Source organism: Bifidobacterium sp. FKU (genome assembly GCF_026016385.1).
Classification (GTDB): Bacteria; Actinomycetota; Actinomycetes; order Actinomycetales; family Bifidobacteriaceae; genus Bifidobacterium; species Bifidobacterium infantis.
In genome coordinates, this window is sequence record NZ_CP092888.1 from 1,483,863 (window position 1) to 1,509,179 (window position 25,317).

At 60.6% G+C, this 25,317-nt stretch carries 18 protein-coding genes and 1 pseudogene; 5 read left to right on the top strand and 14 right to left on the bottom strand.

All coding sequences use genetic code 11. The annotated features are described in order from the left end of the window. Position 1: 1 nt before the first annotated feature. Both gltB and MMB48_RS06790 read right to left on the bottom strand, forming a co-directional pair. The gene (gltB, locus tag MMB48_RS06785) at positions 2 to 4,573 is read right to left on the bottom strand and encodes a glutamate synthase large subunit (RefSeq protein ID WP_032743775.1); all 4,572 of its coding nucleotides are present in this window, start codon (positions 4,571 to 4,573) and stop codon (positions 2 to 4) included. A 158-nt stretch (positions 4,574 to 4,731) separates the two neighbouring features. Continuing rightward, positions 4,732 to 5,778 carry a substrate-binding domain-containing protein gene (locus MMB48_RS06790; protein WP_032743718.1) on the bottom strand — a complete coding sequence of 349 codons (1,047 nt, stop codon included), beginning with the start codon at positions 5,776 to 5,778 and terminating at the stop codon, positions 4,732 to 4,734. 262 nt (positions 5,779 to 6,040) lie between these two features. Here MMB48_RS06790 and MMB48_RS06795 point away from each other — a divergent pair, with 262 nt between their 5' ends. Then, positions 6,041 to 6,172 (top strand): hypothetical protein, encoded by a 132-nt coding sequence (locus MMB48_RS06795; RefSeq protein ID WP_256755803.1) that lies wholly within the window; start codon positions 6,041 to 6,043, stop codon positions 6,170 to 6,172. A gap of 117 nt (positions 6,173 to 6,289) precedes the next feature. Further along, complete coding sequence (locus MMB48_RS06800) at positions 6,290 to 6,418, top strand: hypothetical protein (protein ID WP_014484945.1); 129 nt, start codon at positions 6,290 to 6,292, stop codon at positions 6,416 to 6,418. 148 nt (positions 6,419 to 6,566) lie between these two features. Here the strand turns inward: MMB48_RS06800 and MMB48_RS06805 are convergent, their stop codons facing one another. The 3 genes from MMB48_RS06805 to lepA all read right to left on the bottom strand — a co-directional run bounded on the left by MMB48_RS06805 (position 6,567) and on the right by lepA (position 10,853). Beyond that, a complete protein-coding gene (locus MMB48_RS06805; RefSeq protein ID WP_080714693.1) occupies positions 6,567 to 7,700 on the bottom strand; it encodes a glycerate kinase in 1,134 nt (377 codons plus the stop codon). A 30-nt stretch (positions 7,701 to 7,730) separates the two neighbouring features. Then, the gene (hemW, locus tag MMB48_RS06810; RefSeq protein ID WP_032743716.1) at positions 7,731 to 8,909 is read right to left on the bottom strand and encodes a radical SAM family heme chaperone HemW; all 1,179 of its coding nucleotides are present in this window, start codon (positions 8,907 to 8,909) and stop codon (positions 7,731 to 7,733) included. Between the two features lie 63 nt (positions 8,910 to 8,972). Next, on the bottom strand, positions 8,973 to 10,853 hold the full coding sequence (lepA, locus tag MMB48_RS06815) for a translation elongation factor 4 (RefSeq protein WP_032743715.1): 1,881 nt from the start codon (positions 10,851 to 10,853) through the stop codon (positions 8,973 to 8,975). A 146-nt stretch (positions 10,854 to 10,999) separates the two neighbouring features. Between lepA and rpsT the strand changes: the two genes are divergently transcribed. Further along, entirely contained in the window at positions 11,000 to 11,260 is a 261-nt protein-coding gene (gene rpsT, locus MMB48_RS06820; protein ID WP_012577807.1) for a 30S ribosomal protein S20, read from the top strand. 211 nt (positions 11,261 to 11,471) lie between these two features. Here rpsT and MMB48_RS06825 read toward each other — a convergent pair whose 3' ends face one another. From MMB48_RS06825 to MMB48_RS06840, 4 genes and pseudogenes are all read right to left on the bottom strand, one after another. Beyond that, complete coding sequence (locus MMB48_RS06825) at positions 11,472 to 12,242, bottom strand: trimeric intracellular cation channel family protein (RefSeq protein ID WP_012577808.1); 771 nt, start codon at positions 12,240 to 12,242, stop codon at positions 11,472 to 11,474. 529 nt (positions 12,243 to 12,771) lie between these two features. Next, positions 12,772 to 13,670, bottom strand: a pseudogene (locus MMB48_RS06830) (MazG nucleotide pyrophosphohydrolase domain-containing protein). Between the two features lie 196 nt (positions 13,671 to 13,866). Next, a complete protein-coding gene (locus MMB48_RS06835; RefSeq protein ID WP_032743713.1) occupies positions 13,867 to 14,994 on the bottom strand; it encodes a branched-chain amino acid aminotransferase in 1,128 nt (375 codons plus the stop codon). A 224-nt stretch (positions 14,995 to 15,218) separates the two neighbouring features. Further along, entirely contained in the window at positions 15,219 to 15,842 is a 624-nt protein-coding gene (locus MMB48_RS06840) for a 50S ribosomal protein L25/general stress protein Ctc (RefSeq protein WP_032743712.1), read from the bottom strand. A gap of 428 nt (positions 15,843 to 16,270) precedes the next feature. On the opposite strand from MMB48_RS06840, the gene MMB48_RS06845 reads away from it, so the two are divergent. Then, complete coding sequence (locus MMB48_RS06845) at positions 16,271 to 17,308, top strand: alpha/beta hydrolase (RefSeq protein ID WP_032743711.1); 1,038 nt, start codon at positions 16,271 to 16,273, stop codon at positions 17,306 to 17,308. Between the two features lie 46 nt (positions 17,309 to 17,354). Here the strand turns inward: MMB48_RS06845 and MMB48_RS06850 are convergent, their stop codons facing one another. From MMB48_RS06850 to MMB48_RS06860, 3 genes are read right to left on the bottom strand one after another with little or no spacing between them, the layout of a single operon-like run. Further along, positions 17,355 to 18,779: an NAD(P)(+) transhydrogenase (Re/Si-specific) subunit beta gene (locus MMB48_RS06850; RefSeq protein ID WP_032743709.1), complete on the bottom strand. Its 1,425-nt coding sequence runs from the start codon at positions 18,777 to 18,779 to the stop codon at positions 17,355 to 17,357. Further along, the gene (locus tag MMB48_RS06855; protein ID WP_007053366.1) at positions 18,779 to 19,084 is read right to left on the bottom strand and encodes an NAD(P) transhydrogenase subunit alpha; all 306 of its coding nucleotides are present in this window, start codon (positions 19,082 to 19,084) and stop codon (positions 18,779 to 18,781) included. The genes MMB48_RS06850 and MMB48_RS06855 overlap by 1 nt, the downstream gene beginning before the upstream one ends. A 15-nt stretch (positions 19,085 to 19,099) precedes the next feature. Further along, a complete protein-coding gene (locus MMB48_RS06860) occupies positions 19,100 to 20,263 on the bottom strand; it encodes an NAD(P) transhydrogenase subunit alpha (RefSeq protein ID WP_032743707.1) in 1,164 nt (387 codons plus the stop codon). A 418-nt stretch (positions 20,264 to 20,681) separates the two neighbouring features. Here MMB48_RS06860 and MMB48_RS06865 point away from each other — a divergent pair, with 418 nt between their 5' ends. Next, the gene (locus MMB48_RS06865; RefSeq protein WP_032743706.1) at positions 20,682 to 22,715 is read left to right on the top strand and encodes an AMP-dependent synthetase/ligase; all 2,034 of its coding nucleotides are present in this window, start codon (positions 20,682 to 20,684) and stop codon (positions 22,713 to 22,715) included. Positions 22,716 to 22,788: 73 nt separating this feature from the next. Here MMB48_RS06865 and era read toward each other — a convergent pair whose 3' ends face one another. Next, positions 22,789 to 23,856, bottom strand: a complete 1,068-nt coding sequence (gene era, locus MMB48_RS06870) for a GTPase Era (RefSeq protein WP_032743705.1) — start codon at positions 23,854 to 23,856, stop codon at positions 22,789 to 22,791. Position 23,857: 1 nt separating this feature from the next. Then, on the bottom strand, positions 23,858 to 25,291 hold the full coding sequence (locus MMB48_RS06875) for a hemolysin family protein (protein WP_032743704.1): 1,434 nt from the start codon (positions 25,289 to 25,291) through the stop codon (positions 23,858 to 23,860). Between the last annotated feature and the right edge of the window lie 26 nt (positions 25,292 to 25,317).

The following is a 25,317-nucleotide window of genomic DNA, read 5'->3' on the forward strand; positions in this document are numbered from 1 at the left end:
GTCAGCGCGCTCCTTCCATAACCTGCTCGTACACCTTTTCCCAGGCGCCGGGCGTATTGAAATCTACATTGTTGGCCTTGGCTTCTTCCATGGCCTTCGTCATGGCCACGAACTGCTTCGGCACCACGTGAGTGAACCGCTTGACGGTTTCGTTCCAGTCCTCCAGCAGGGCCGCGGCGAACTGGGAACCGGTCTCTTCGGCATGCTGCTTGACCAGTGCGTACACCAGCTTGGAGGTTTCGGCATCAAGCGACTTGAAGAGCAGTGCACCGGACTTGATGGCACCCGGGTTGACCTTCTTCATATCAAGGTCAAGCACATAAGTGTTACCGCCGGAGAAGCCTGCACCGAAGTTGCGTCCGGTGGGGCCGAGCACCACAACAGTGCCGCCGGTCATGTACTCGCAGCCGTGGTCGCCCACGCCTTCGACCACGAACGTGGCACCGCCGTTACGAACGCCGAAACGTTCGCCGGCGCGACCGGCTACGAACATCTGGCCGGAAGTGGCGCCGAAACCGGTGACATTGCCGGCGATGACGTTGCTGTGCTTGTCGAAGGTGACGGTGTCTTCCGGGCGCACGATCATGCGACCGCCGGACAGGCCCTTGCCGGCGTAGTCGTTGACTTCACCGTAGATGCGCATGGTCTCGCCGCGCGGGATGAACGCACCGATGGACTGGCCTCCGGAACCATGCAGGGTCATGTCGATGGTGTCGTCCGGCAGACCTTCCTCGCCGTAACGGCTGGTGATCTCGTAGCCGACCATGGTGCCGACCGTACGGTTGACGTTGCGAATCGGCATTTCGATGCGCACGGGTTCCTTGTGTTCGAGGGCCGGCTGGGCAAGTTCGATGAGCTTGTTGTCCAGTGCCTTCTCCAGCTCGTGGTTCTGCTCGATGGTCTGGTGCAGGATCGTGCCGGGTACCGGGCCGGCCTGCTTGAGCACGTTGGTCAGGTCGATGCCGCCGGACTTCCAGCGCTTGATGGCCTCGTCCTGGTCCAGGCACTCAACGTGGCCGATGGCCTCCTCAAGAGTCCTGAAGCCGAGCTGGGCGAGGATCTCGCGCACCTCCTCAGCGATGAACATGAAGAAGTTGACCACGTACTCGGGCTTGCCCTTAAAGCGGGCGCGCAGCTCAGGATCCTGGGTGGCAATGCCCTGCGGGCAGGTGTTCTTCTGGCAGGCGCGCATCATGACGCAGCCTTCCACGATCAGGGCCGCAGTAGCGAAGCCGAATTCCTCGGCACCAAGCAGGGCGGCGATGACCACGTCACGACCGGTCTTAAGCTCGCCGTCGCACTGGACGACGATGCGGGAGCGCAGGCCGTTCAGGATCAGCGTCTGCTGGGTTTCGGACAGGCCGATCTCCCACGGGGTACCGGCGTGCTTGATGGCGTTGAGCGGGGCTGCACCCGTACCGCCGTCATAGCCGGAGATAAGCACCACGTCGGCATGGCACTTGGCCACACCGGCCGCGATGGTGCCGACGCCGAACTCGGAAACGAGCTTGACGTGGATACGTGCCTTCGGGTTGGCCATCTTCGCATCGTTGATCAGCTGCTTCAGATCCTCGATGGAGTAGATGTCGTGGTGCGGCGGCGGGGAGATAAGCTCCACGCCCGGGGTGGCGTGACGGACCTTGGCGATCCACGGCGGGACCTTGGCACCGGGCAGGTGGCCACCCTCACCGGGCTTGGCACCCTGGGCGAGCTTGATCTGCAGGTCGGTGGCGTGCACGAGGTAATCGGAGGTCACGCCGAAGCGAGCGGACGCGATCTGCTTGATGCGGCTGTAGCGCTGCGGGTCGTTGATACGATCGTCGGATTCGCCGCCCTCACCGGAGTTGGAGCGTGCGCCAATCGAATTCATGGCGATGGCAAGCGTCTCGTGCGCTTCCTGCGAGATGGAACCGTAGCTCATGGCACCGGTGGAGAAGCGCTTGACGATCTCAGAGGTCGGCTCGACTTCGGAGATGTCGATCGGCTTGCGGTTGGTGTTGAACTTCATCAGGCCACGCAGGGTCATGAGACGGTTCGACGTGTCGTTGATGTGGTGCGAATACTTCTTGAACATCTGGTAGTCGCCACGGTGGGTCGACTGCTGAAGCAGGAAGATGGCCTCGGGATCGTTGAGGTGATCCTCGCCGGTACGACGCCACTTGTAGTCGCCGCCCGTACGCAGGTTGCGGTGCGGGGATGCGCTCCACTGGTTCGGGTAGGCCACGCGGTGACGGATGGCCACTTCCTCGGCGATCTCGTCAAGGCCAACGCCGCCCACACGGGAGGTGGTGCCGGTGAAGTATTCGTCGATGACTTCCTGGCTCAGGCCCACAGCCTCGAACAGCTGCGCGCCACGGTAGCTCATGATGGTGGAGACGCCCATCTTGGACATGATCTTGAGCACGCCGGTGGACAGGGCCTTGGTGAGGTTCTTGACAGCGGTGTCCGCGTCGACCTTGAGGTAGCCGTTACGGGCCAGATCCTCAACGGATTCAAAGGCCAGATACGGGTTCACGCAGGCGGCACCATAAGCGATCAGCAGCGCGACATGGTGAATCTCGCGCACGTCGCCGGCCTCGACGGCCATGGAGATCTGCGTACGGGTGTGGTGACGCAGCAGGTGATGCTGCACGGCGGAAGTCAGCAGCAGGGACGGAATCGGGCCCCAGGTGTGGTTGGATTCACGGTCGGAGAGCACGATGAAGTTCTTGCCGTTGTCGATGGCCTCATCGATTTCGGCAAAGATCTCGGCAAGTCGATCTTCGAGGGCCTTGCCGCCGCCGGCGATCTGGTAGAGGCCCTTGACCACGTACGGGCGATAGTAGCCGCCGAGGATGCGGGCCTTGTCGAGGCGCTTGAGCTGGGCCATCTCATCAGAGTTGACCACGGGCAGCGGGATGAGGATCTTCTTGGCGTGCAGCTCGGAATCGGACAGCAGGTTCGGCTCAGGGCCGATGGCGGATTCAAGCGAGGTGACGATCTCCTCACGCTCCCAATCCAGCGGCGGGTTGGTGACCTGCGCGAACTTCTGGGTGAAGTAGTCGAACAGCATGCGGCTGCGGCTGGAAAGCGCAGGCATAGGCGCATCGTTACCCATGGAACCGAGCGGTTCCTTGCCGGTGTTGGCCATCGGAGTGAGCAGGAGCTTCAGATCCTCTTCGGTGTAGCCGAAGGCACGCTGACGGCGCTGGACGGACTGTCCGGAGTGGCTCACGTGCTCGCGGCGGGGCAGGTCGCTCATTTCGACCGAGTTGCCTTCCACCCACTTGCGGTACGGGTGCTGGGAGGCGAGGGTCTTCTTGACCTCTTCATCGGGAATGATGCGGCCTTCGGCGGTGTCGACCAGGAACATCTTGCCGGGCTCAAGACGGCCCTTGGACACGATGTGCTCCTGCTCGATTTCCGGAATCACGCCGGCCTCGGAGGCCAGAACGATGTAGCCGTCGTCGGTGAGCTGCCAGCGGCCGGGGCGGAAGCCGTTGCGGTCGAGCAGGGCGCCGACCTGGGTGCCGTCGGTGAAGACGATGTCGGCCGGGCCATCCCACGGCTCGATAAGCGTGTTGTTGTACTCGTAGAAGGCGCGCACGTCCGGGTCGAGGTCGGGGTTCTTCTCCCATGCCGGCGGCAGCATCATGCAGATGGCGTGCGGCAGGGAACGGCCGGCGAGGTGCAGTAGTTCGAGGCACTCGTCGAAGGTGCCAGAATCGGAGTAGCCCGGAGTGGTGATGGGCAGCAGCGGCTCGAACTCGCCGAGCAGTTCGCTGCTCAGACGACCTTCACGGGCGGAGAGCCAGTTGCGGTTGCCCTGAATGGTGTTGATCTCGCCATTGTGGGCCAGCAGACGGAACGGCTGGGCCAGCGGCCAGCTCGGGAAGGTGTTGGTGGAGAAGCGGGAGTGGACGATGGCGATGGTGGCCTTCATGCGCTCGTCGTTCAGATCCTCGAAGAAGTGGGTGAGCTGCATGGTGGTGAGCATGCCCTTGTACGTGATGGTACGGGCGGACAGGGAAGCGAAGTAGACGCCTACCTCATGCTCGACGCGCTTGCGGATGCGGAAGGTCTTGCGATCCAAGTCCACGCCGGCCAGAGCACCGTCCGGAGAGGCGACCACGAGAGTCTTGAATCCCGGCATGGCGGCAAGGGCCTGCAGGCCGAGGCCGTCCGGGTTGGTGGGCACCACGCGCCAGGCGAGAACTTCGAGTCCCTCCTCGCGCACGATCTTGGCAATGGCCTGTTCCTGCTGACCGGAGGTTTCGATGTCGCGGTCGAGGAAGGCGATGCCTGCGGCATAGTGGCCGGCTTCGGGCAGTTCGGCGGGCACGGTGGCACGCATGAACTCGTCCGGCATGCTCATCAGGATGCCGGCGCCGTCGCCCGTGTTCTCCTCGGCACCCACAGCACCGCGGTGGTCGAGATTGACCAGCACCTCGATGGCGTCAGTGACGATTTTGCGTTCAGGACGCTTGTTCAACGTGGTGACCATACCCACACCACAGGCGTCATGCTCGTTGGCGGGATCATACATACCGTCCGGAGCGTGGACCGTGAGATCGAGCGGGGCTTTGAATGTCACCGGAATCACCTCAATTGGTTGTGGACACGTAAGGGAATCGTGTCTCTTCGTTCATTGCTGTTGACACAGTACCGTTGCTCCATGTCATTTACGTTTCGCGTGTCCATATTCCGAATCAGGCGATCCGCGACGATGACGGGCGGGACGTGGTCGGCCCGCTACAGGGCTTCGCCGCCGTCATACGCACGTTCGGAGGCGCGAAGACAGGGTTCGCCCTGCACCACTTCGACCTGCGAGGGCGGCATGCCGTCACCGGTGCGTTTGGCTTGGATCCGCTCGAACAGCATGCGGAAGGATCGCTCCCCCATGTCCAGGAAATTCTGCGTGTAACTGGTCAACGCGGGATTCCACATGGCACCGAAGTTGCGGTCGTCGAACCCCACGACGCTCACATCATCGGGCACGCGGCGCCCGACCTCCCTCAGGCCTCGGATCACGGCCACGGCGATCTCATCGTTGTCGGCGAAGATCGCGGTCACCTCGTCGCGTCGTCCCAGGACGCGACCGGCCTTGACCGACTCATCCAGATCATCGTCAGGCACGATGATCGGATCGGGCGCCGCGATGCCACGTTCCTCGAGCGCATCGCGCCAGCCGTTGGTCCTGGTGTTGGCGGTCGGCCCCGCCGGGCGCCCCACGTGAAAGACGGTGCGATGCCCGAGATCCAGCAGGTGCATGGTCATCCAGCGTCCGCCATCCCTTTCGGCGTTGATGATCTGATAATCGCCGTCTCCGAAACTACCGCCCACCACGACCATCGGCATGTCTTTGGGAATGTGTTCGAGCGCGGCGATGCCGGCCCGATCGTATTCGTAGACGATCACTCCGGCCGGCCTGATCGACAGGCCCATGCGCACACGCGCCTCGACGGATTCCATGTCGGATTCATCCAGGGAAACGATGTTCAGCAGGAACCGGCGCCTTCGCGCGGCGGCCTCCACGCCATGATTCGTTTCGGATGTGGAGAAAGCGGACGGGTTGGCGGCGAACACCACCACGGAATCCATCTCCCGGTTCGATAAGGCACGCGCCACGATGTTCGGCTCATAGCCCAACTGGCTGATGGCTTTGGCGATGCGTTCGCACTTGTCCTCGGCGACGTTGACGGTGCCGTTGAGATACCGGGAGACGGTCGGTGCCGAAACCCCGGCCAACCTGGCCACATCCTTGATCACCGGTCTGGTGCGGCCCGTGCTTTTCGCCATCCTCATCTCTCCCGCCATAGCCGCCGGGCATGGACGCCGTCATGCACCCGCGTCCCGGTCACGAATCCTTGGTTTTCCGCGTCTCATTGTAGGCCATGGCGCGGAGGGCGACGTATGGGCCGGATGCGCCAACGAGCGGGAAACGCCGAGGGCGGAATTTCGCTCTTGCGTTTGTCATCGAACCGCGCTATTCTGAAACCGGTTTCAAAAGGAAGCCGATATATAACTCAAAGCCACAAGGCTTTGACCAACGAAAGGAAACATGATGTCTTTCAAGGATTCCATGATGCGCGGTCTCGCTATGTACGGCATGAGCTCCACGACCCAGTACGGCCGCGCCAACGACACCATCCTCGCCGACCTGATCAACGAAGCCAACAAGAGCGCTCGCTGAATCGACGGGACGCACGCCTGACGACGGATGTCGCATCAGGACCCGAACGTCATCGACAGCAAGGAAACAACAGGAGCAAGGCCTTTTTCGGCTCTGCATGAACGAAAGGCAGTGACTATGTCCTTCAAGAATTCCATGGTGCGCGGTCTCGCCCTCTGCGGCATGAACTCCGTCGCCCGCGCCGGATACGCCGACAGCAAGATGTTCTCCGACATCATCGCCGGCACCGATAAGGACGCCCGCTGAACCGCCGCGGACGATTCCCGTTCAGACAACCGATAATTCAACACAGTGATAATCAAACACAGTGATAACTGAATGACAATCGGACAACGAAGTCCACTTCTCTCTCGCTCTCATGCCATGTGTCCGGGTAGGCGGCTTGACGAAACGTTCATTTCATCCGCATGACCCGCACGATCTGCTCGGTGGTGCGCGTCACATTGGCGGCCGCATCGGCCAGCAGGTCGTTGAGGCTCGAAGCGCCGGGCGCGATGCCGAAAACCGCGTCGATGCCGAGTCCATGTAACCCGTCGATTCCCACACCAACACATCCGGCCACGGCGACAACGGGCTTGCCGTACCGTTTGGCCACTCCGGCCACACCGGCAGGAGCTTTGCCGAATCCGGTCTGAGCATCGATGGCGCCTTCCCCGGTGAACACCACGTCAGCCCATCGCACGGCCTCATCAAGACCGGATTGCTCGATGACGATATCGACGCCCGATCGAAACTCGGCGCCAAAGAAACCCTTCAATGCGGCACCGATGCCGCCCGCGGCACCAGCGCCGGGCACATCGTTCACGTCCACACCGAAACGGCTTTCGATCAGACGCGCGAAATGCGCCAAGGCGGCGTCCAACGTGACGACATCATCGGCACCGGCCCCCTTCTGCGGTCCGAACACCGCGCTGGCGCCAGTGGGACCGGTCAACGGATTGGTCACATCGCAGGCGGCGATGATGGACACGTTCCCAATGGCCGGATCCATCGTTGTGATGTCGATGACGGATACATCGGCCAAGGCCGCTCCCCCACGTCCCAGCTCGTCGCCGTTCGCGTCCAGGAGACGCACGCCGAGGGATTGCAGGAGGCCGGCGCCGGCGTCATTGGTGGCGCTGCCGCCGAGACCGACGATGAGTCGTCGAACGCCAAGACGGGCGGCGGCGAGCAACAGTTCGCCGGTACCATAGGATGACGCGATCAGCGGGTTTCGTTCCTCCGCGTTGAGTCTGGCGAGACCGCTGGCCTCGGCGGTCTCGACCACGGCGGTCGCGCCATCGGCAAGCACTCCGAACCGGCCTTCGATAAGTCGACCGAGCGGATCATGAACCGGCACGGCATGCATCGTCCCCCCGGTGGCGTCGACAAGCGCACGCACGGTCCCTTCACCGCCGTCGGCCATGGGAAGACAGCGAATCTCGGCATCGCGGTCGGCATTCTCAATCCCCCGAGCCATCGCCTCGGCCGCCTGCATGGCGGTCAAGCTCTCTTTGAAGGAGTCGGGGGCGCATAGGTAGCGCGTCATGATTCGAGCATACTCCACGACGCTCCGGTCCTAGATGCCGGCGAGATCGAAGAACCGTTCGATGACCGTGTCATTGATGAGCCTGCCGCGCCGCGTGGGCACCACCCGGCGTCCATCGACCACGGTGACCAGGCCCTCTTCGATCATCGGCGTAAGCCGATCCACGGCAATGACGCGATCGATGCGCTCCAGATCGAGCCCTTCACGCATACGCAGACCAAGCATGATCAGTTCCTCGAGGTTCTCCTCGGCGGTGATCCGCTCACTATCGGCCCACGGCACACGGTGTTCGTTGATGGCGACTCCCCAGAGACGGGGGTGGGCGATGTCCCAACTGCGCAGGCCGTACCCATTGGAAGACACCGCATGGCAACGGTAATGGGAATGGGCGCCGGGACCCAGCCCCGCCCAATCGACGTTGCGCCAATACCCGAGATTATGCCGGCTCTCGTATCCGGGGCGGGCCCAGTTGGAAATCTCATACCAATCGAGACCGGCTTGGGTGAACAGCTCGTCGGCGAGCTCGTATTTGGCGGCCTCATCATCGTCATCCGGCTTGGGCAAGGTGCCGGCGGCGATCCGACGGCCCATTTTCGTGGTGGGTTCCACGGTCAGCGCATAAGCGGAGATATGATGCACACCGAGATCGAGAGCGGCCTCAACCGAAGTGCGCCAATCCTCAAGGCTCTCCCCCGGCGCGCCATAGATCAGATCCACGCTGGAACGCAGTCCGGCCATGGTGGCGGCGTCGACGCCGGCGGCCACGTTGGATGGCGTGTGCGTGCGGTCGAGCGTCGCCAGCACGTGCGGCACGGCTGACTGCATGCCGAAGGATATGCGGGTGAAACCGCCGTCGGCAAGCTCGGCTATGTAAGCCTCATCGACCGTATCCGGGTTGGCTTCGGTGGTGATCTCGGCGTCGGGCGTCAGACCCCAGATCGCGCGGATGGCATCCACCATGGCCACCAGATCGGCGGCGGCGAGAACCGTGGGAGTGCCTCCGCCGAAGAACACGGTGGAGGCGGCAGGCTCCTCGATGCCGTGATCGCACTGCCATTGCCTGATCAGAGCCATCTCCCGGATGACCATCTGGGCGTAATGACCGCGCGAGGCGCCCGCACCGAGGTCCGTGGCCGTATAGGTGTTGAAATCGCAGTAGCCGCACCGCCGCAGACAGAACGGCACATGAATGTAGATCTCGTAGGTCAACCGTCACTCCCCTCAGCCATCCGTGCCGAAGACTCCCCGGCGAGGCGAGCCTCCGGCATCCGCTCAGCCTTCCGTCTTCTGCGCGGCGCGAATCTTGTCTTTGGTGTCGCGGTCGTTGGAATCCTCGCCGGTGGACAGGGCCGCGATGAACGCCTCCTGCGGCACCTCCACGTGACCGAGCATCTTCATGCGCTTCTTGCCGGCCTTCTGCTTTTCCAGCAGCTTGCGCTTACGGGTGATGTCGCCGCCATAGCATTTGGCGAGCACGTCCTTGCGTAACGCACGAATGTTCTCACGCGCGATGATGCGCGAACCAATCGCAGCCTGAATCGGAATCTCAAACTGCTGGCGAGGAATCAGACTACGCAATTTCTTGGTCATCATCACACCGTACGAATACGCCTTATCGCGGTGAACGATGGCACTGAACGCATCGACCTTCTCGCCCTGGATAAGGATGTCCACCTTGACCAAATCGGCGGACTGCTCGCCGTCCTCATGGTAATCAAGGGAAGCGTAGCCTTTGGTACGGGACTTGAGCTGATCGAAGAAGTCGAACACGATTTCGGCCAGTGGAATGCGGTAGTGCATCTCCACACGGTCGGTGGAGATGTACTCCATCGTGCCCATAATGCCGCGGTGGTCCTGGCACAGATCCATCACCGCACCGATGAATTCCTTGGGCGTGATGATGTCGGCGGCAACCATCGGCTCGACGATCTTCTTGATCTTGCCGTCCGGGAATTCGCTCGGGTTGGTCACATGATGCTGGCTGCCATCCTCGGCGGTCACGTCGTAGGTGACGTTCGGGGCGGTCTGGATAAGGTCGAGGCCGAACTCGCGGGAGAGTCGCTCGTTGACGATTTCCATGTGCAGCAGACCCAGGAAGCCACAGCGGAAGCCGAAACCCAGAGCCGCGGAGGTTTCCGGCGTGTAGATCAGGGCGGCGTCGTTGAGCTTGAGTTTGTCGAGTGCATCACGCAGTTCGGGGAATTGCGCGTTGTCGATCGGGAACAAACCGGCGTAGACCATCGGCTTGGGGTCGCGGTAGCCAGGCAACGGCTCGGTGGCCGGGCGGACGGCCGAGGTCAGGGTGTCGCCCACCTTGGACTGACTCACATCTTTCGCACCGGTGATGATGTAGCCGACCTCGCCGGCACCGAGTGCCTTGGTGCGAGTCATGTCCGGACTAATCACACCGATCTCGATGGGATCATGGGTCATGCCGATACCCATCATGTGCACTTTTTCGCGGTCGTGCAGTTCGCCGTCCTCCATACGGATGTAGGTGACGATGCCGCGGTAGGAGTCGTAGACAGAGTCGAAGATCAGCGCGCGGGCGGGGGCATCGGGGTCGCCGTGCGGGGCGGGCACGTCCATGACGATCTGATCGAGCAGGTCGGCCACGCCTTCGCCGGTTTTGCCGGAGACGCGCAGCACGTCGCTCGGCTCGCAGCCGATCAGACCTGCGATCTCCTCGGCATGCTTGTCCGGTTCTGCGGACGGCAGGTCGATTTTGTTGAGCACGGGAATGATGGCCAGATCATGGTCGATGGCCATGTACAGGTTAGACAGGGTCTGCGCTTCGATGCCCTGGGTAGCGTCGACGAGCAGCACCGCGCCTTCGCAGGCGGCCAGTGCGCGGGACACCTCATAGGTGAAGTCCACGTGGCCGGGGGTGTCGATCATACCGAGCGTGTATTCGGTACCGTCAAAGGTCCATGGCACGCGCACGGCCTGGGATTTGATGGTGATGCCACGCTCCTGCTCGATATCCATACGGTCAAGGAAGCGATCGCGCATCTCTCGCTCGGGCACAATGCCGCTCAACTGCAGGATGCGGTCGGCCACGGTCGACTTGCCGTGGTCGATGTGTGCGATGATACAGAAGTTGCGAATCACCGACTGATCAGTGGAACCCGGCTGATTGTGTTGGATGACCAACGCATTCCTCCTCTTGGCATATACTCAAACTTCACCTAGTGTAGCCGAGGGACTGTATTCGGCGTGGCATTGCGCGGGTTTTTCCGGGGCTCATGCTATTCTCTAACTCTTGTATGTCCTTATAACACACATCGTTTGGAGTAAACGTGGCAAACATTAAGTCGCAGAAGAAGCGCGTGCTCACCAATGAGAAGGCGCACCTTCGCAACGTGGCTGTGAAGTCCGGCCTGAAGACCGCCATCCGCGCCACCCGCGAAGCCATCGCCGCCGGTGACAAGGCTGCCGCCGAGGCCGCCTACAAGGTTGCCGCCCAGAAGCTCGACAAGGCTGCTGGCGCTGGCGTAATCCACAGGAATCAGGCCGCCAACCGCAAGTCTGGCCTCGCTGTTGCGATCAACGCTCTGTGAGCATAAGCCTCTTAAGGTTTTAGCAAGTCCCTGCAAGTCATCTGGCTTGCGGGGACTTTTTATATCTCCGTTCAAAGAGGTACATTGGCGGTCCTGCGAAATGACATCTCCGTTCAGAGAGGTACCGGATACGGGAAAACCCAATTATAAACGCCGTCATTGCAACGCTTATACTCGACGTTTCGTGCTTCAGGCACCTCTTTGAAAGCAACTAGCCCTGAGGCGGTCTTGAATCATCCTGAGGCGTACCCCCATCATCCATGGTATTAGCGTGGTCTCGGCCAGCTGATTGCTGAATATGCCGTTTTTCGCTAGGCAGATACACACGATGACGTTCGACGGCTCCGGGCAGAGTGACGTTGAAGCCTACCGAAAACAGTCGCAGCGCCACCACGATGATAACGATCAGTACATCGAGCAGCATTTCCGAGCGCATGTCGAACCAGCCGTATCTCGCGCCACGCCATACCAACACAGTCAATATGCAGCCGATAAACGAGGGCACAGCATAGAGGTGTTTGTCCCGAATAATCATTGGCACGTCGCCAATGAAGATGTCACGAATGAGGCCGCCGGCCAGTGCTGTGAACATGCCCAGGAATACGGCGGTCATGCTTGAGGAACCGTATGCCAGCGCTTTTGCGGTGCCGTTGACTGCGAATAGTCCGAGGCCCAGAGCATCGATGACAGTCATCGTCCATTTGAGTTTGGTAATCTCCGGGTGGGCCACCACCACGATAATGCCGGAAAACAGCGTAGTGAGCACAAAGCCTTTGTCGGTGATGCCGACCGGCGGCAGGGCACCGAGCATTACGTCGCGCACAAGACCGCCGCCGAGTGCAGTCAGCCAGCCGCACAGCATAATGGTGAAGATGTCATAGCCCTTGCGAATGGCGGCAAGTCCGCCGGACAGTCCCCAACACAAAATAGCGAAGTACTCGATGACCACAAAAACGATGTTGTTCTCCAACGCCACCTGCATGAGCCGCTCCCCTCTTGTGCCGCTTCGGTTCGTTTCAGTCCGTCTTCGTTCTGTTCCCATTCATCCTTATCCGGCGCTACCGCCCGCCGTACCCGAGCTTACAGCAGGCCTTGCCTGACGCAATTGGACTAGAGAACAAACCGAATAAATGCTATTGCCGGTTCGACTCCACTCTTTTTCTCTTACAGCGTCGCCAGCGCGCCAAACTTTGAGCAGCCACCGACGTTAGTCCTTCTCATTTGTCGGAGGTCGGCCAAAGTTTGGCACGGCACCAACGGTCATGCGCTCCAGTGTCGTTGCCGTGCCAACTTATGTACAGCTAACGACGCTAAGCCCCTTTTTACCGTCGTTTGATCGCCAGAACTTGACCCGTTAACGATGCTAAGGTGTCTCAGCGACGTCAGCAGTCCAAACCTTGAACCATTACTGACATTGAACATCCCCCAGCGTCGCCAGAAGCTCATGTCTTGTCTCACCACCGACGCTATAGTAGTGGAGGCCTTCATCAAGAGCCCAAAAATAGATTCACTCATCGCATCCGAATGTAGTTTTCAATGGATTCAACGCGTGATTCAACATCGCGTAGACGGTTGCACAATGCTGCTTCAATATCGATACCGTCCGAGCGGGCTCGACGCACGATGGCGAGGATTTCATCGGCGTAGGCATCGGCCTTCTCATGTTCAGGAGAATTGTCACCATTTGATTCGGATTGAATCGCCGCTTGAGGCTGCTCGTCATCTTGCTTCGTGTCAGCCGCAGCCGGCTCATCAAACTCCGCGAACAATCTATCAGCATTCGGCGATTTGGAGATACGAGAAACGACTTTGGCCGCGCGAGGCGACGCACCTTGAGCGCGGGGAATGCCCTCAAGCACGGATTTACGATGCTTTCCTGCTGTTTCATCTTTTCCCATAGAGCCACTACGGCTTCCGGGGATTCGGGTTGGGTAGTCTCTCTCCCGTCGTTGCCGTCAGCATCAAAAGCATCAGAAGATTCGGAGGAATTGCCGGCATCATCAGCCGCAAACACATGCGGATGCCGAGTGATGAGCTTGTTCATCAACCGGTCGGCGACCTCGTCAATACCAAAAGGACCCTCGGCATCCGATTCGCAGACCCGCGCCTGAAACACGGATTGAAACAGCACATCGCCCAGTTCCTCGCGTATGTTGTCACGGTCGTGAGTTTCCACCGCGTCGACGTATTCGTAGGTTTCCTCAAGCAGATTCTTGAGCAGTGACTCGTTCGTCTGCTTACCGTCCCACGGGCAGCCGCCCGGCGAATACAGCACGTCCACCACGGCCTTGACCCGGTCCAGCGCCGTAACCGCCTCAACCACCGGCCTTAATTTCGAACAATGCTCGAAGCCTGACGGCAAACGGTAGGCTGAAGCATGGTATTCCGTCATGTCACTCATCTTGCTCATAGGTTTGCTCCTGTTTTCATCTGGATGAACCATAACCAACCCCCGCAACGTGCAGAAGACCTAGATCATATTATTTGTTGCGAAATGTTGCTAAATCCATCTGTATCTCTCTAGCCAAGAACATTTCCAATACGCCAAGACCCCTTGGAATTGTTGACGTTCCAAGGGGTCTTAGTCAGAAACAAAAGGTGCTAGTTCAGCACACCTTCCACATCCAGTTGTGCGGGTCTTCCACCTCGCCGAGCTGGATGCCGAGCAACTCGTTGCGCAGGGCGACGGTCAGCTCGCCGGAGCCACCGTCGGCGACGGTGACATCGAACTTCTCGGACTTGAATCGACCGATCGGGGTGATGATGGCGGCGGTACCGCAAGCGAACACCTCAGTGACCTCGCCGGACTTAATGTCCTCGAGCAGCTGGTCGAGGGCGATCATGGTCTCGACCACGTCGTGGCCCTTGTCCTGAAGCAGCTGAATCAGGGAGCGACGGGTCACGCCCGGCAAAATGTTGCCGGTCAGGGACGGGGTCTCCACGTGGCCATCCTTGTGCACGGCTATCATGTTCATGCCGCCAAGCTCTTCAAGGTAGGTCTTGGTGGCGGCGTCCACAAAGCAGACCTGCTCGCAGCCGTTCTCGATACCTTTGTACTCGCCGAGCAGGGAGGCAGCGTAGTTGCCACCGCACTTGGCGAAACCAGTGCCGCCGGGGCCGGTGCGGAACCACTTGTCTTCAACCCAGATGCTCACCGGCTTGACGCCGCCCGGGAAGTACGGGCCGGACGGAGAGGCGATCACGCAGTAGTCGACTTCCTGCGGAGCGCGCACGCCGAGGAACGGCTCGGAGGCGAACATGAACGGACGCATGTACAGCGTGTACTCACGGCGTGACGGCACCCAGTTGGCGTCGCGCTTGACCAGCGCGGCCACGGAGCCGAGGAAGTCGTCAACCGGCAGCTCGGGCAGGTATAGACGCTTGGCGGAATTCTGGAAACGCTCGGCGTTCGCATCCGGGCGGAACAGCCAGGTGGAGCCGTCAGCGTGACGATAAGCCTTCAGACCCTCGAAACACTCCTGTGCATAGTGCAGCACAGAGGCACCCGGGTCCATCTTGAGCGGCGCGTACGGCTCGACGCGGCGGTCGGACCAGCCTTCGCCTTTGGTCCAAGTCATGTGAGTCATGTTGTCAGAGAACACCTGGCCGAAAGCCGGCTTGTCGATGAGGGACTGACGCTTCTCATCGGATGCGGGGTTGTCGTTCGGCAGTACGGTGAACGGTTCGGTGAGCTGGTCGAGCGCTGCCGGATCGTGGTGCGTATTTTCAGTCATTACTAGCTACTTCTTCTTGACTTTGGCAGCCCGAAAGCCACCATATGGGGTGTGTGCTGTGCGCTTGTGGCGCGAGCTCTGTTGCATACTTTTGCACACCCATGTGTTACTCGTGTGGCAGAGTTCACATGGTGAAAAAACGAAGAAGCCCGCACCGTTCTCAACGGCTGCGGGCTTCCACGTTTCAGTTATGTTCTGAATTGTTCGCTATCGAAGCGACCGACTCACTTGGCGTCGGCAGCCGGAGCAGCGGCGGCGTCAGCCGTGGCGGCAGCAGCTTCCGGAGCGGTGGTGGACTCGGTGGCATCCTCCGGCACCTCGACGGTGACGACGGACTCTTCCGGATCCTCGATGTCCAGCTCGACGCCCTCAGGCAGGACGACATCCTTGGCGAACACCTTGGTGCCGTCGGTCAGGCCTTCGACGCTGACCACAATCTTCTCGGGCAGGTTGGTGACGTCGGCGCGGACCTTGAGCTCCTGAATGTCGACGAACGCCACGGCAGCACCCTTCGGGGTGCCTTCCACGAACACCGGCACCTCGACGTCGATCTTCTCGCCGGCCTTGACCTCGAGGAAGTCGATGTGCTCGATGATGCGCTTGACCGGGTTCTTCTGCACGTCCTTGACGACGGCCATCTTGGTGTTGCCGTCGAAGGCGATGGTGAACAGGGCGTTGGTGTGACGCAGGGCCAGGGTGGTCTCGCGCATCGGCAAGGTCACGAAGGCGGGCTCTTCGCCGCCGGCGTAGATGGTGGCCGGAATCTTGTTGGCAACGCGCAGACGACGAGCAACGCCCTTGCCGAACTCGGAACGGGCCTCGCCCTCAAGCTTAATGGTGGTAGCCATAATGGATACTCCTTGTAGTTTCGTTTCGTACTGTCTCGCTCAGACGCCACGACGCGCCGAAAGACACCCTACAAAGAGTGAAATACGCCGAGTCGATAACGGAAGCTGTGTCATGTGTCAGCACGCACACTTCCCTCGCCAAAGCAACAATTGTCAATTATACGCCAACTCCGGACTTTGCGTGGTGATGCTTCGATGACGCTGCATCCCGGCCGTCCCAGCCACGTCAACGCACGGTTTCCGCGAAATAATCCCTAGCTTTGTGAAGAACGTACGCTTACCCGTTCTCATCATACGGTTTTCACGAAATCGTCCGCCATTTCGTGAAAACCGTACGCTCAGCGACACTCAGTGTACGGTCTTTCACGAAGTTGGGGATGATTTCGAAAAATAACGTACGATGGTGAGTACCGTATCGGGAGGTTGATATGACTCGTTCGGACGACGTCATCAATGAGGATGACCATGACGTCATCGCCGCACACACTCGCGTTGTCAGGGGTATGGCTGCGGCACTTGCCGCGATAGCCGCCACCGGAGCCGGCGTCACAGCCGCGGCCGCCAACGTCATGTTCACGTTCGCGCTGGACACCAAGGCCAAACGTTCGATGTTCAACATGCCGCACGAGGAGACGCCGAAAGGCATCGAATTCGACATGTCCGAGCAGCTTGAGGCCACCCGGTGGTTCGAGGAGGCCAAGCAATCGGTCACGCTGCGCAGCCATGATGGATTGAAACTCCACGGCTGGCTGTTGGACCCGGATTGTTCCGACCCACAGCCGCATCTATACGCGATCTGCTGCCATGGTTATACCGGAGAGCCCGCGGAAATGGCCAAATGGGCGCATCGCTATGCGCAACTCGGTTTTACGGTCCTGCTACCCGCGCAGCGCGCCCATGAGTTGAGCGAAGGGCGTTACGTGGGTATGGGATTGCTGGAAAGCGACGATCTGTTGGGCTGGGTTTCGCTGATCACCGCAGCTGATCCGGATGCACGCATTCTGTTGCATGGCAATTCGATGGGCGCCGCCACGGTGATGATGGCGGCCGGCGATGCGCGACTCCCCCGCAACGTCGTCGCCGCGATTTCCGATTGCGGATACAGTTCCGTGGTCTCACAGTTTACGGATAATGCCGAGGCGATGTTCCATTTGCCGCACTCGTTGGCCGTGCTGCTGGTCAAAGTGGCCAGTCATGTGTCTAAACGCAAAGCTGGATACCGGTTTGAGGACGCCTCCTGTGTGAAGGCATTACGGCACGCGACTATTCCGATGATGTTCATTCATGGCGGAGCGGATACTTTTGTCAATCCGAAGTATCTGGACATCAATTACAACGCCTGCGCCAGCATCGACCGCGAGAAGCTGCTGATTCCCGGCGCCGACCACACGATGAGCGCCAGCACCGATCCGGACCGCTATTGGCGTCGCGTTAACAGCTTTGTTAAGCGGGTGTTTGGGCTGTAGTAGATATAGAAGCTTGGCTCCCCTCACAGAGGGGAGCCAAGAATGGTTACGCGAGCAGTTCCTTGACGGCGGCGATGACGGACTGCAGACTCTTCTTCGCGTCACCGAACAGCATCTGGGTGTTGCCCTCGAAGTAGAGCTCGTTCTGGATACCGGCGTAGCCCATGCCGCGGCCACGCTTCATGACCACGACGTTCTGGGACTTGTCGACGTCGAGAATCGGCATGCCGGAGACCGGGGTGCCGGGGCGACGAGCGGCCGGGTTGGTCACGTCGTTGGCGCCGACGACCAGAGCCACGTTGGCCTGCGGGAACTGCGGGTTGATCTCATCGAGATCCACGAGTTCCTCGTAGGGTACGTTGGCCTCGGCCAACAGCACGTTCATGTGACCAGGCATACGGCCTGCGACCGGGTGAATGGCGTAGGAGACTTCCACGCCGTGGCCCTTGAGCAGTTCGCCGAGGTCAGCGAGCTCGCGCTGGGCCTGAGCCTGAGCCAGACCGAAGCCGGGCACGAAGATGACCTTCTGCGCGTAGACGAGCTGAACGGCCAGATCGTCCGGCGTGGTCTCCTTCATGGTGCCTTCCAGACCGTCGCCAGCAGCGGCGGCGTCAGCACCACCGCCGAAGCCACCGGCCAAGACGGAGAGCAGCGGACGGTTCATGGCCTGAGCCATGAGGATGGACAGGGTCACACCTGCGGAACCGACGAGTGCGCCGGCCACGATCAGGGCAACGTTGTCAATCGCCAGACCGGACATAGCCACAGCCGTACCGGTGCAGGCGTTGAGCACAGAGATGACGACGGGCATATCGGCGCCGCCGATTGGAATCACGAAGACCAAGCCGTAGCACAGGGCGAACACGGTGGTCAGAATCGACCACAGCAGACGCTGTTCGGGCTGGACGCACAGCATGACCAGCGAGGCGACAGACAGCACGGCGAACAGAATGTTCCATACGCCCTTGCCCGGCAGGTTCAGCTTCTTGACCCACTTGATGCCCTGTAGCTTGCCGGCAGCGATGAGCGAGCCGGTGAAGGTCACAGAACCGATGAGAATACCGAGACCAGCGGTGATGAGCACCACGATGTCCGGGGTGCCTTCCTTGGTCAGGATGTCGTTCAGGGCCACGAGTGCGGCGGCGCCACCACCCACGGTGTTGAACACGGAGACCAGCTGCGGCATATCGGTCATCTTCACCTTCTTGGCGGAGACGACACCGGCCACGGCACCGATCAGGATGCCGACGACCAGCACCACCACGGCGACAATGTTCACGAAGCCCTTGGCGAAGAGCACGATGAACGCCATGAGCACGGCCACGACCATGCCGAACGCGGAGATCTGGTTACCCTTGCGGGCGGTCTTCGGCGAATTCATGAAATGCAGACCGACCACAAACAGAACGGCAGAGAACAGGTAGGCGAACCAAGCGACGATGTCGATGGCGCCAACGGTTGCGGAGGTCATTACTTCGACTCCCCCTTCTTCTCGTTCTTGCTGGACTTGAACATCTCAAGCATGCGGTCGGTGACCACGTAGCCACCAACGACGTTCATGGTGCCCAGCACAGCGGCCAGGAAGATGAACACGTAGGCCAGCGGGCTATTGGCTTCGGCTGCCACGATCACAACGCCGACGATGACGATGCCGTGGATGGAGTTCGCGCCGGACATAAGCGGCGTGTGCAGGGTGGCGGGCACCTTGCCGATGACCTCGATGCCGATGAGCAGCGCGAGGACGAACAGGGTAATGGAAACGACGAGAGTAGGCATGGTATTCCTTCTTCCTTACTTCTCGGACTTCTCGGCATCGGCAGCAGCTGCCGGGGCGGCGGCGCGGCCGGCAACCACCAGCGCGTCGTCAAGTTCTTCGGTGAGATCCTGGCCGAGCTTGCCGTCACGCACGAAGTGCACGAGGATGTCGGCCACATTGCGCGAAAGCAGGTTGGATGCGGTGGTGGCGACACCGGAGGCCAGGTAGGGAGCGCCAATCAGCTTGACACCGCCCTCGGTGACCTGCTCGCCGACGGCGGAGCCCTCGACGTTGCCGCCGAGGTCGGATGCTGCGCAGTCCACGATCACGGCACCACGCTTGAGACCCTTGACGCCGGCTGCGGTGAGCAGCACCGGGGGCTTACGGCCCGGGACCTTGGCGGTGGTGATGATGATGTCGAAGCCGGCGGCCTTCTCATCGACGGCAGCCTGCTGCTGAGCCTGCTCTTCGGCGCTCAGCGCGCGGGCATAACCGCCCTCGCCCTGGCCCTTGGAGAAGTCAAGTCCCAGATCAAGGAACTTCGCGCCGAGGGACTCGACCTCGCCCTGGGAGGCGGGACGCACGTCGTACGCGGTGACGACCGCGCCTAGACGCTTCAGCGTACCAATGGCCTGCAGGCCGGCGATGCCGGCACCAAGCACCAGCGCCTTAGCCGGGCGAATCGTGCCGGCGGCGGTGGTCATCATCGGCAGGAAGGAACCGTAAGCATCGGCGGCGGTGATGGCTGCCTTGTAGCCCATCACGGAGTTCTGAGAGGTCATCTCATCCATGGACTGGGCGCTGGAAAGCTTACGGGGCAGCTTTTCGATGGCGATGCCCACCAGACCGGCCTTCTCGAGCGCGGCCATGTAATCGGCATCGGTGAAGGAACCGAGCATGCCAATGACCCACTGGCCGGCCCTGAGCTTGGCCACGGTCTCGGCGGACGGTCGGTCCACAAAACCGAGCGCGTCGGCTTCGGCGAGCACCTCGTCACGGCTGGTCACCTTCGCACCGGCCTTTTCGTAATCCTCATCGGTGTAGTCGGCAGCAATGCCGGCACCTGCTTCAATCAGTGAAGAGACACCGCTCCTCTTCAGCCGGGTGACGATATCCGGCGTCAGCGCGACGCGGGATTCCGTTTCGGACGTTTCGTTCAAAACGCCGAACACCACGGTGGCTTCTGGGTTTTGCGCCATGAGAGCCCTTTCTTGTTCTACTTCAAAATGGACATGGTTATCCGCATAGAAAGTGTAGTCGGAAGGCAAAGACCATGACTTGAGATTCCGCCAATCGAAACAGAAACGAACCCGAAATTAGTGAGAAACACGAATGTGTCCATGTGCATTGCGGATGAATTGCTCGGAAGTCGTCCAACAATCACCCGGCATCGATTAGCAACCAACCGCTCAGTAATTATCGACAATCACCGTTTCGTAGCTCACGGTTACTCAACAATATCGGGACCTGTGCAATATTTTGCCACGCACTCCCCTAACCCGCCAGAATCCTACGGTTGCGTAAGGTGACGAGTTCGGTTTGGGCGATTACAATTTGAACTTTGAGAAGCGTTCGCCTCATGGCTGGACGACACTGAAAGGTTTACAGGAGCAAGACTTGTCGGTTATCAATTCCTTCACGCAGCACACTATCAATCTCACCCGTAAGGCGCTCAGGTTGGGATCCGACTTCGTCCACCCGGTCCACGACGACACCCCGGACGAGCCCGATTACCTGTCCAACGCCGACGTGCCGGTCGAGACCAATATCGCTTTGCCTCACAGCGACGATTGGGACGACGGCCACCTGACCGTCACCGACATCGACCCCGCCACCGGCCTGCTCACCACCTCCACCGAAGGCAATCCGCCGCTGGACGAAGGTACGTCCATCTACGACCTGTATGCGGACCGCGCCGAACGTATGGGCGATGAGCCGCTGTACACCTACAAGTCCGGCAACGATTGGGTGACCGTCACCGCCAACGAGTTCCTGGCTGACGTGCGTGCCGTGGCCAAGGGCCTGATTCATTACGGCCTGAAGAAGGGCGATGCCGTGGCATTCATGTGCCGGACTTCCTACGACTGGGACCTGACCGACGCGGCGATCATGGCGTGCGGCGGCGTGCTCGCCACCATCTACGACACCGATTCCGCCGAGCAGATTCGCAATATCGTCAACAACTCCGATGCCCGACTGCTGATCGTGCAGGACACGGACATGCGTAAGAAGGCGGATGGGGCCGTCGAAGAGTGCCCGTCCCTGGAGCACATCATCACCATCGAGACCGGTGGCTTGGACGAGATCAAGGCCTACGGCACCACGGTCTCGGACGAGGAGCTGGACGAGCGCATCGATTCGGTCAAGAAGACCGACCTGTGCTCCATCGTGTACACCTCCGGTTCCACGGCCGCGCCGAAAGGCGTGGAGATGACCCACGAGCACTACTGCCAGACCGCGCTGAATCTGCCGGCCTACATGCCCGATCTGCTGCACGACAAGAGGAACACCATCCTGCTGTTCCTGCCGCAGGCCCATTCCTTCGCCCGCGCCATCAACTACATCGTCGTCTCCTCGAACGTCCGCATCTACATCGCCACCGGCATCAAGACGCTGATCAGCGATCTGCAGGTGGCCAAGCCCACTCTCATGATCGTGGTGCCGCGCGTGCTGGAGAAGGTGTACAACGCCGCGTCCCAGAAGGCCGGCCACGGCCCCAAGGGCGTGGTGTTCGCCTCCGCCGTGGTGGCTGCGCAGAACTATATGAAGGAAGTCTCCGCCAATGGCAAGGCAGGTGCACTGACCCGCACTCGCCGCGCTGCCTTCGATCCGATTGTCTACTCTTCGCTGCGCGAAGTGCTCGGCGGTCGCGCCAAGTGGATTGTGGCCGGCGGTGCCCCGCTTGACCCGGAACTACTGGCTTTCTTCCGTGGCGCGGGTGTGCCTGTATACGAGGGCTATGGTCTGACCGAGACCACCGCGCCGTGCGCGTTCAACCCGCTGGGTACGCCGTTCCACGCTGGTTCCGTGGGCATCGCATTCCCCGGATTCTCCCTGCGCATCGCCGAGGACGGCGAAATTCAGGTCAAGGGTCGTGCCGTGTTCCCGCGCTATCATAAGAACGACGAGGCCACTGAGCTGTCGTTCACCGAAGATGGCTGGTATGCCACCGGCGATCTGGGCCGCATCGACAACGACGGGTTCCTGTACATCACCGGGCGCAAGAAGGATCTGATCATCACCGCCGGCGGCAAGAACGTCTCCCCCGGCCCGATCGAGGAAGTCATCCAGCGTTGCGAGTTCGTCTCCCAGGCGTTGGTGCTGGGTGACAAACGCCCGTTCATCTCCGCCCTGGTGACGTTGGACGAGAAGTCGTTGCGCCCGTGGCTCGCCGCCAAGGGGCTTGACGAGAACATGTCCCTCGAGGACGCGGCAAGGAACGCCGCCGTGCGCGCCGAAGTGCAGCAGTGGGTCGATCGGGCCAACGAGGGCGTCTCCCGCGCCGAATCCGTACGCAAGTTCATCATCCTGCCCGAGGAGTTCACCCAGGAGAACGGTCTGATGACCGCCTCCATGAAGGTGATTCGCCCCAAGGTCATCAAGCGCTACTCCACCCTCCTCAACACCCAGATGTACACCAAGAAGAAGTAAGGAGGACTCGAGTACAGCAAAAGGGAGATTCCATTGGAATCTCCCTTTGTTATAACCGGCCGAAGGCCGATTCCTAGAAGCCGAGGCGTTCTAGCTGCTTGGGGTCGGACTGCCAGCCTTTGGCTACCTTGACGTGGAGGTCGAGCTTGGCTTTTTGGCCGACGATGCGGTTGACCGGGGTGCGTAGCTTCTTCTTGACGTAGGTGAGGTTCGAGGCGCCCTTGCCGATGATGATCGGCTTCTGTGAGTCACGCTCCACGTAAATGGACACGTTGACCTGCGCCTTGCCGTCATAGCCCTGACCGGTCTCGTTGTCTTCCGGATAGTCGATGGAATCGACCACCACGGCCAGCGAATGCGGCAGCTCGTCGTCCAGGGTCTCCAGGAACGCACCGCGCACGAGTTCGGCGATGGTGTCTTCCGGACGCTCCTCGCTGATCTGATCGTCCGGGTACATCTGCGGGCCTTCGGGCGTGTGTTCAATGAGCACGTTCTTCACCTCGGCCAGATTGTCGTGCTTCAGGGCGCTCACCGGCACGATGTCCGAGAAATCGGCGAAATCGTTGATTTCGATGAGCTTGTTGATGAGTTGCTGACGGCCAAGCTCATCGATCTTGGTGACGATGGCAATCAGCGGGATGCGCCATTTGAACGTACCGTCCTCACGCTTGGTGGCGAAGTCGGTACGCAGTCGGGAAAGAATACGCTTGTCGCCGGGGCCGATTTCCTGGTCGGCGGGCAGCAGGAAGGCCACCACGTCCACATCGGCCAAGGATTCGTCGACCACGTCGTTCAGACGCTGGCCAAGCAACGTACGCGGGCGGTGAATACCGGGCGTGTCCACGAGCACGAGCTGCGCGTGGTCGGCGGTCAGGATGCCGCGAATCGCCTTACGGGTGGTTTCCGGTCGAGAGGATGCGATGGCGATCTGCTTGCCGATCAACGCGTTGATCAACGTGGATTTGCCGACGTTCGGGCGGCCCACCACGGCCACGAATCCGGAGCGATACGGAACGTCCTGCTTGGTCACGTTCTCCGTTTCACCGGTCGCGTCGACTTCGGCAACGCCGGCAACATCGGAAGCATCGGTGATGTCAATGTTGTCATCGACGTCGTTCGTGCTGTTGTTCTGGTCGGTCATATCACTCCTTGCTGGCGGTATCATCGCCTTCGACGGGCTCGCCGTCAGTTTCCTCATGGGTCTTGTTATCTTCCTCGCCGCCCTCGACGTGCGCCGGTTGTACGACGATGGTGGACACCTTCTTGCGGCGTCCGGCGGAGTCCACGGCGGTCAGTCGCAGACCGCGCGTCACGGCCGAGGCACCGACAATTGGCACGCGGCCCAGAATCTTGGTCAGCAGGCCGTAGACGGTATCGACGTCGTCCTCATCAATGTCGATCTCGAAGATCTCCTCCAGATCGGCAATCGGCGTACGGGCAGGCATCTTCCACTTGTTGTCTCCGATTTTCTCCGGCTCAGTACGCTGGGTGCGGTCGTGCTCGTCTTCCAGCTCTCCGACAATCTGTTCGATGGCATCCTCGATAGTCACCATGCCGGCGATGCCGCCATACTCATCGACCACCACGGCCACATGCTGGCGGGAACGCTGCATCTCATGGAACAGGTCGTCCACCGGCTTGGATTCGGGAACAAGCAGCGGCTGCCGGACGATGGATTCGACCGCGCGCTCCATGGCCGCCGGGTTGAAGGCGGTGGCACGCACGGCGTCCTTCAAATAGGCCACGCCGATCAGGTCATCCACATCCTCACCGATCACCGGCACGCGGGAGAAACCGGAGCGGGAGAACAGTTTCAGCGCGGAAGACAGTGTGGAGTCGCGCTCCATGCAGATCATATCGGTGCGCGGCACCATGATCTCGCGAGTCAACGTATCAGACAGGGTGAGCACGTTGCGCAACATTTCGGAGACTTCCGGATCGAAGTCGTTGGACTCCACCAGCCGGTCGATGGCGGCCTTGCCCTGCTCGAGCTGAATCTTCTCAAGCTCCTCGTCGTCGGACAGATCGGAGTCCTTGGAGCGGCGGCCCGACCCCTTGGAACCGGACTTGTCGCCACCGATGCGTGCGAACGGCGTGAGCTTGGTGGCCAACGACACGATGCGCGAGTTGGAAATCATGATGTCGACCGGCTTGGTCATGCCGGCGGTGCGCGGGCGGACCAGTACGGAGACCACGGCTACGATAATCGCGAACAGGAATCCGGCGAGCAGTTCAACCCACAGTTCCGCACCCCACAGGGATGCGATGGAAGACACCAGTACGCCGTCGAGCACATTGCAGGCGATGCGGAAGAACGCACAGCTGCCGGCGGTGGCGTAACGGTCGGCGATGAGCCGTTGCACGCGATGAATCTTGTCGATCTTCTTCATCTTGAGGAACTGGCTTGCTTCGGAGTCGGTCTGCACCTCGAGGATGAGATTGTTGAGGCTGGCTCGCGTTACGCGGGCCACGGCGCCTTCAGCGGCGGCCATGGTCAGCGAAAGCCAGACGAACAGGGTCGCCACAAGTACGAGAATGACGGTGACGGCGATCAGCGTGGTACTGGAATACTCCATAATGTTTTTTCGGTGTCCTTGAATGT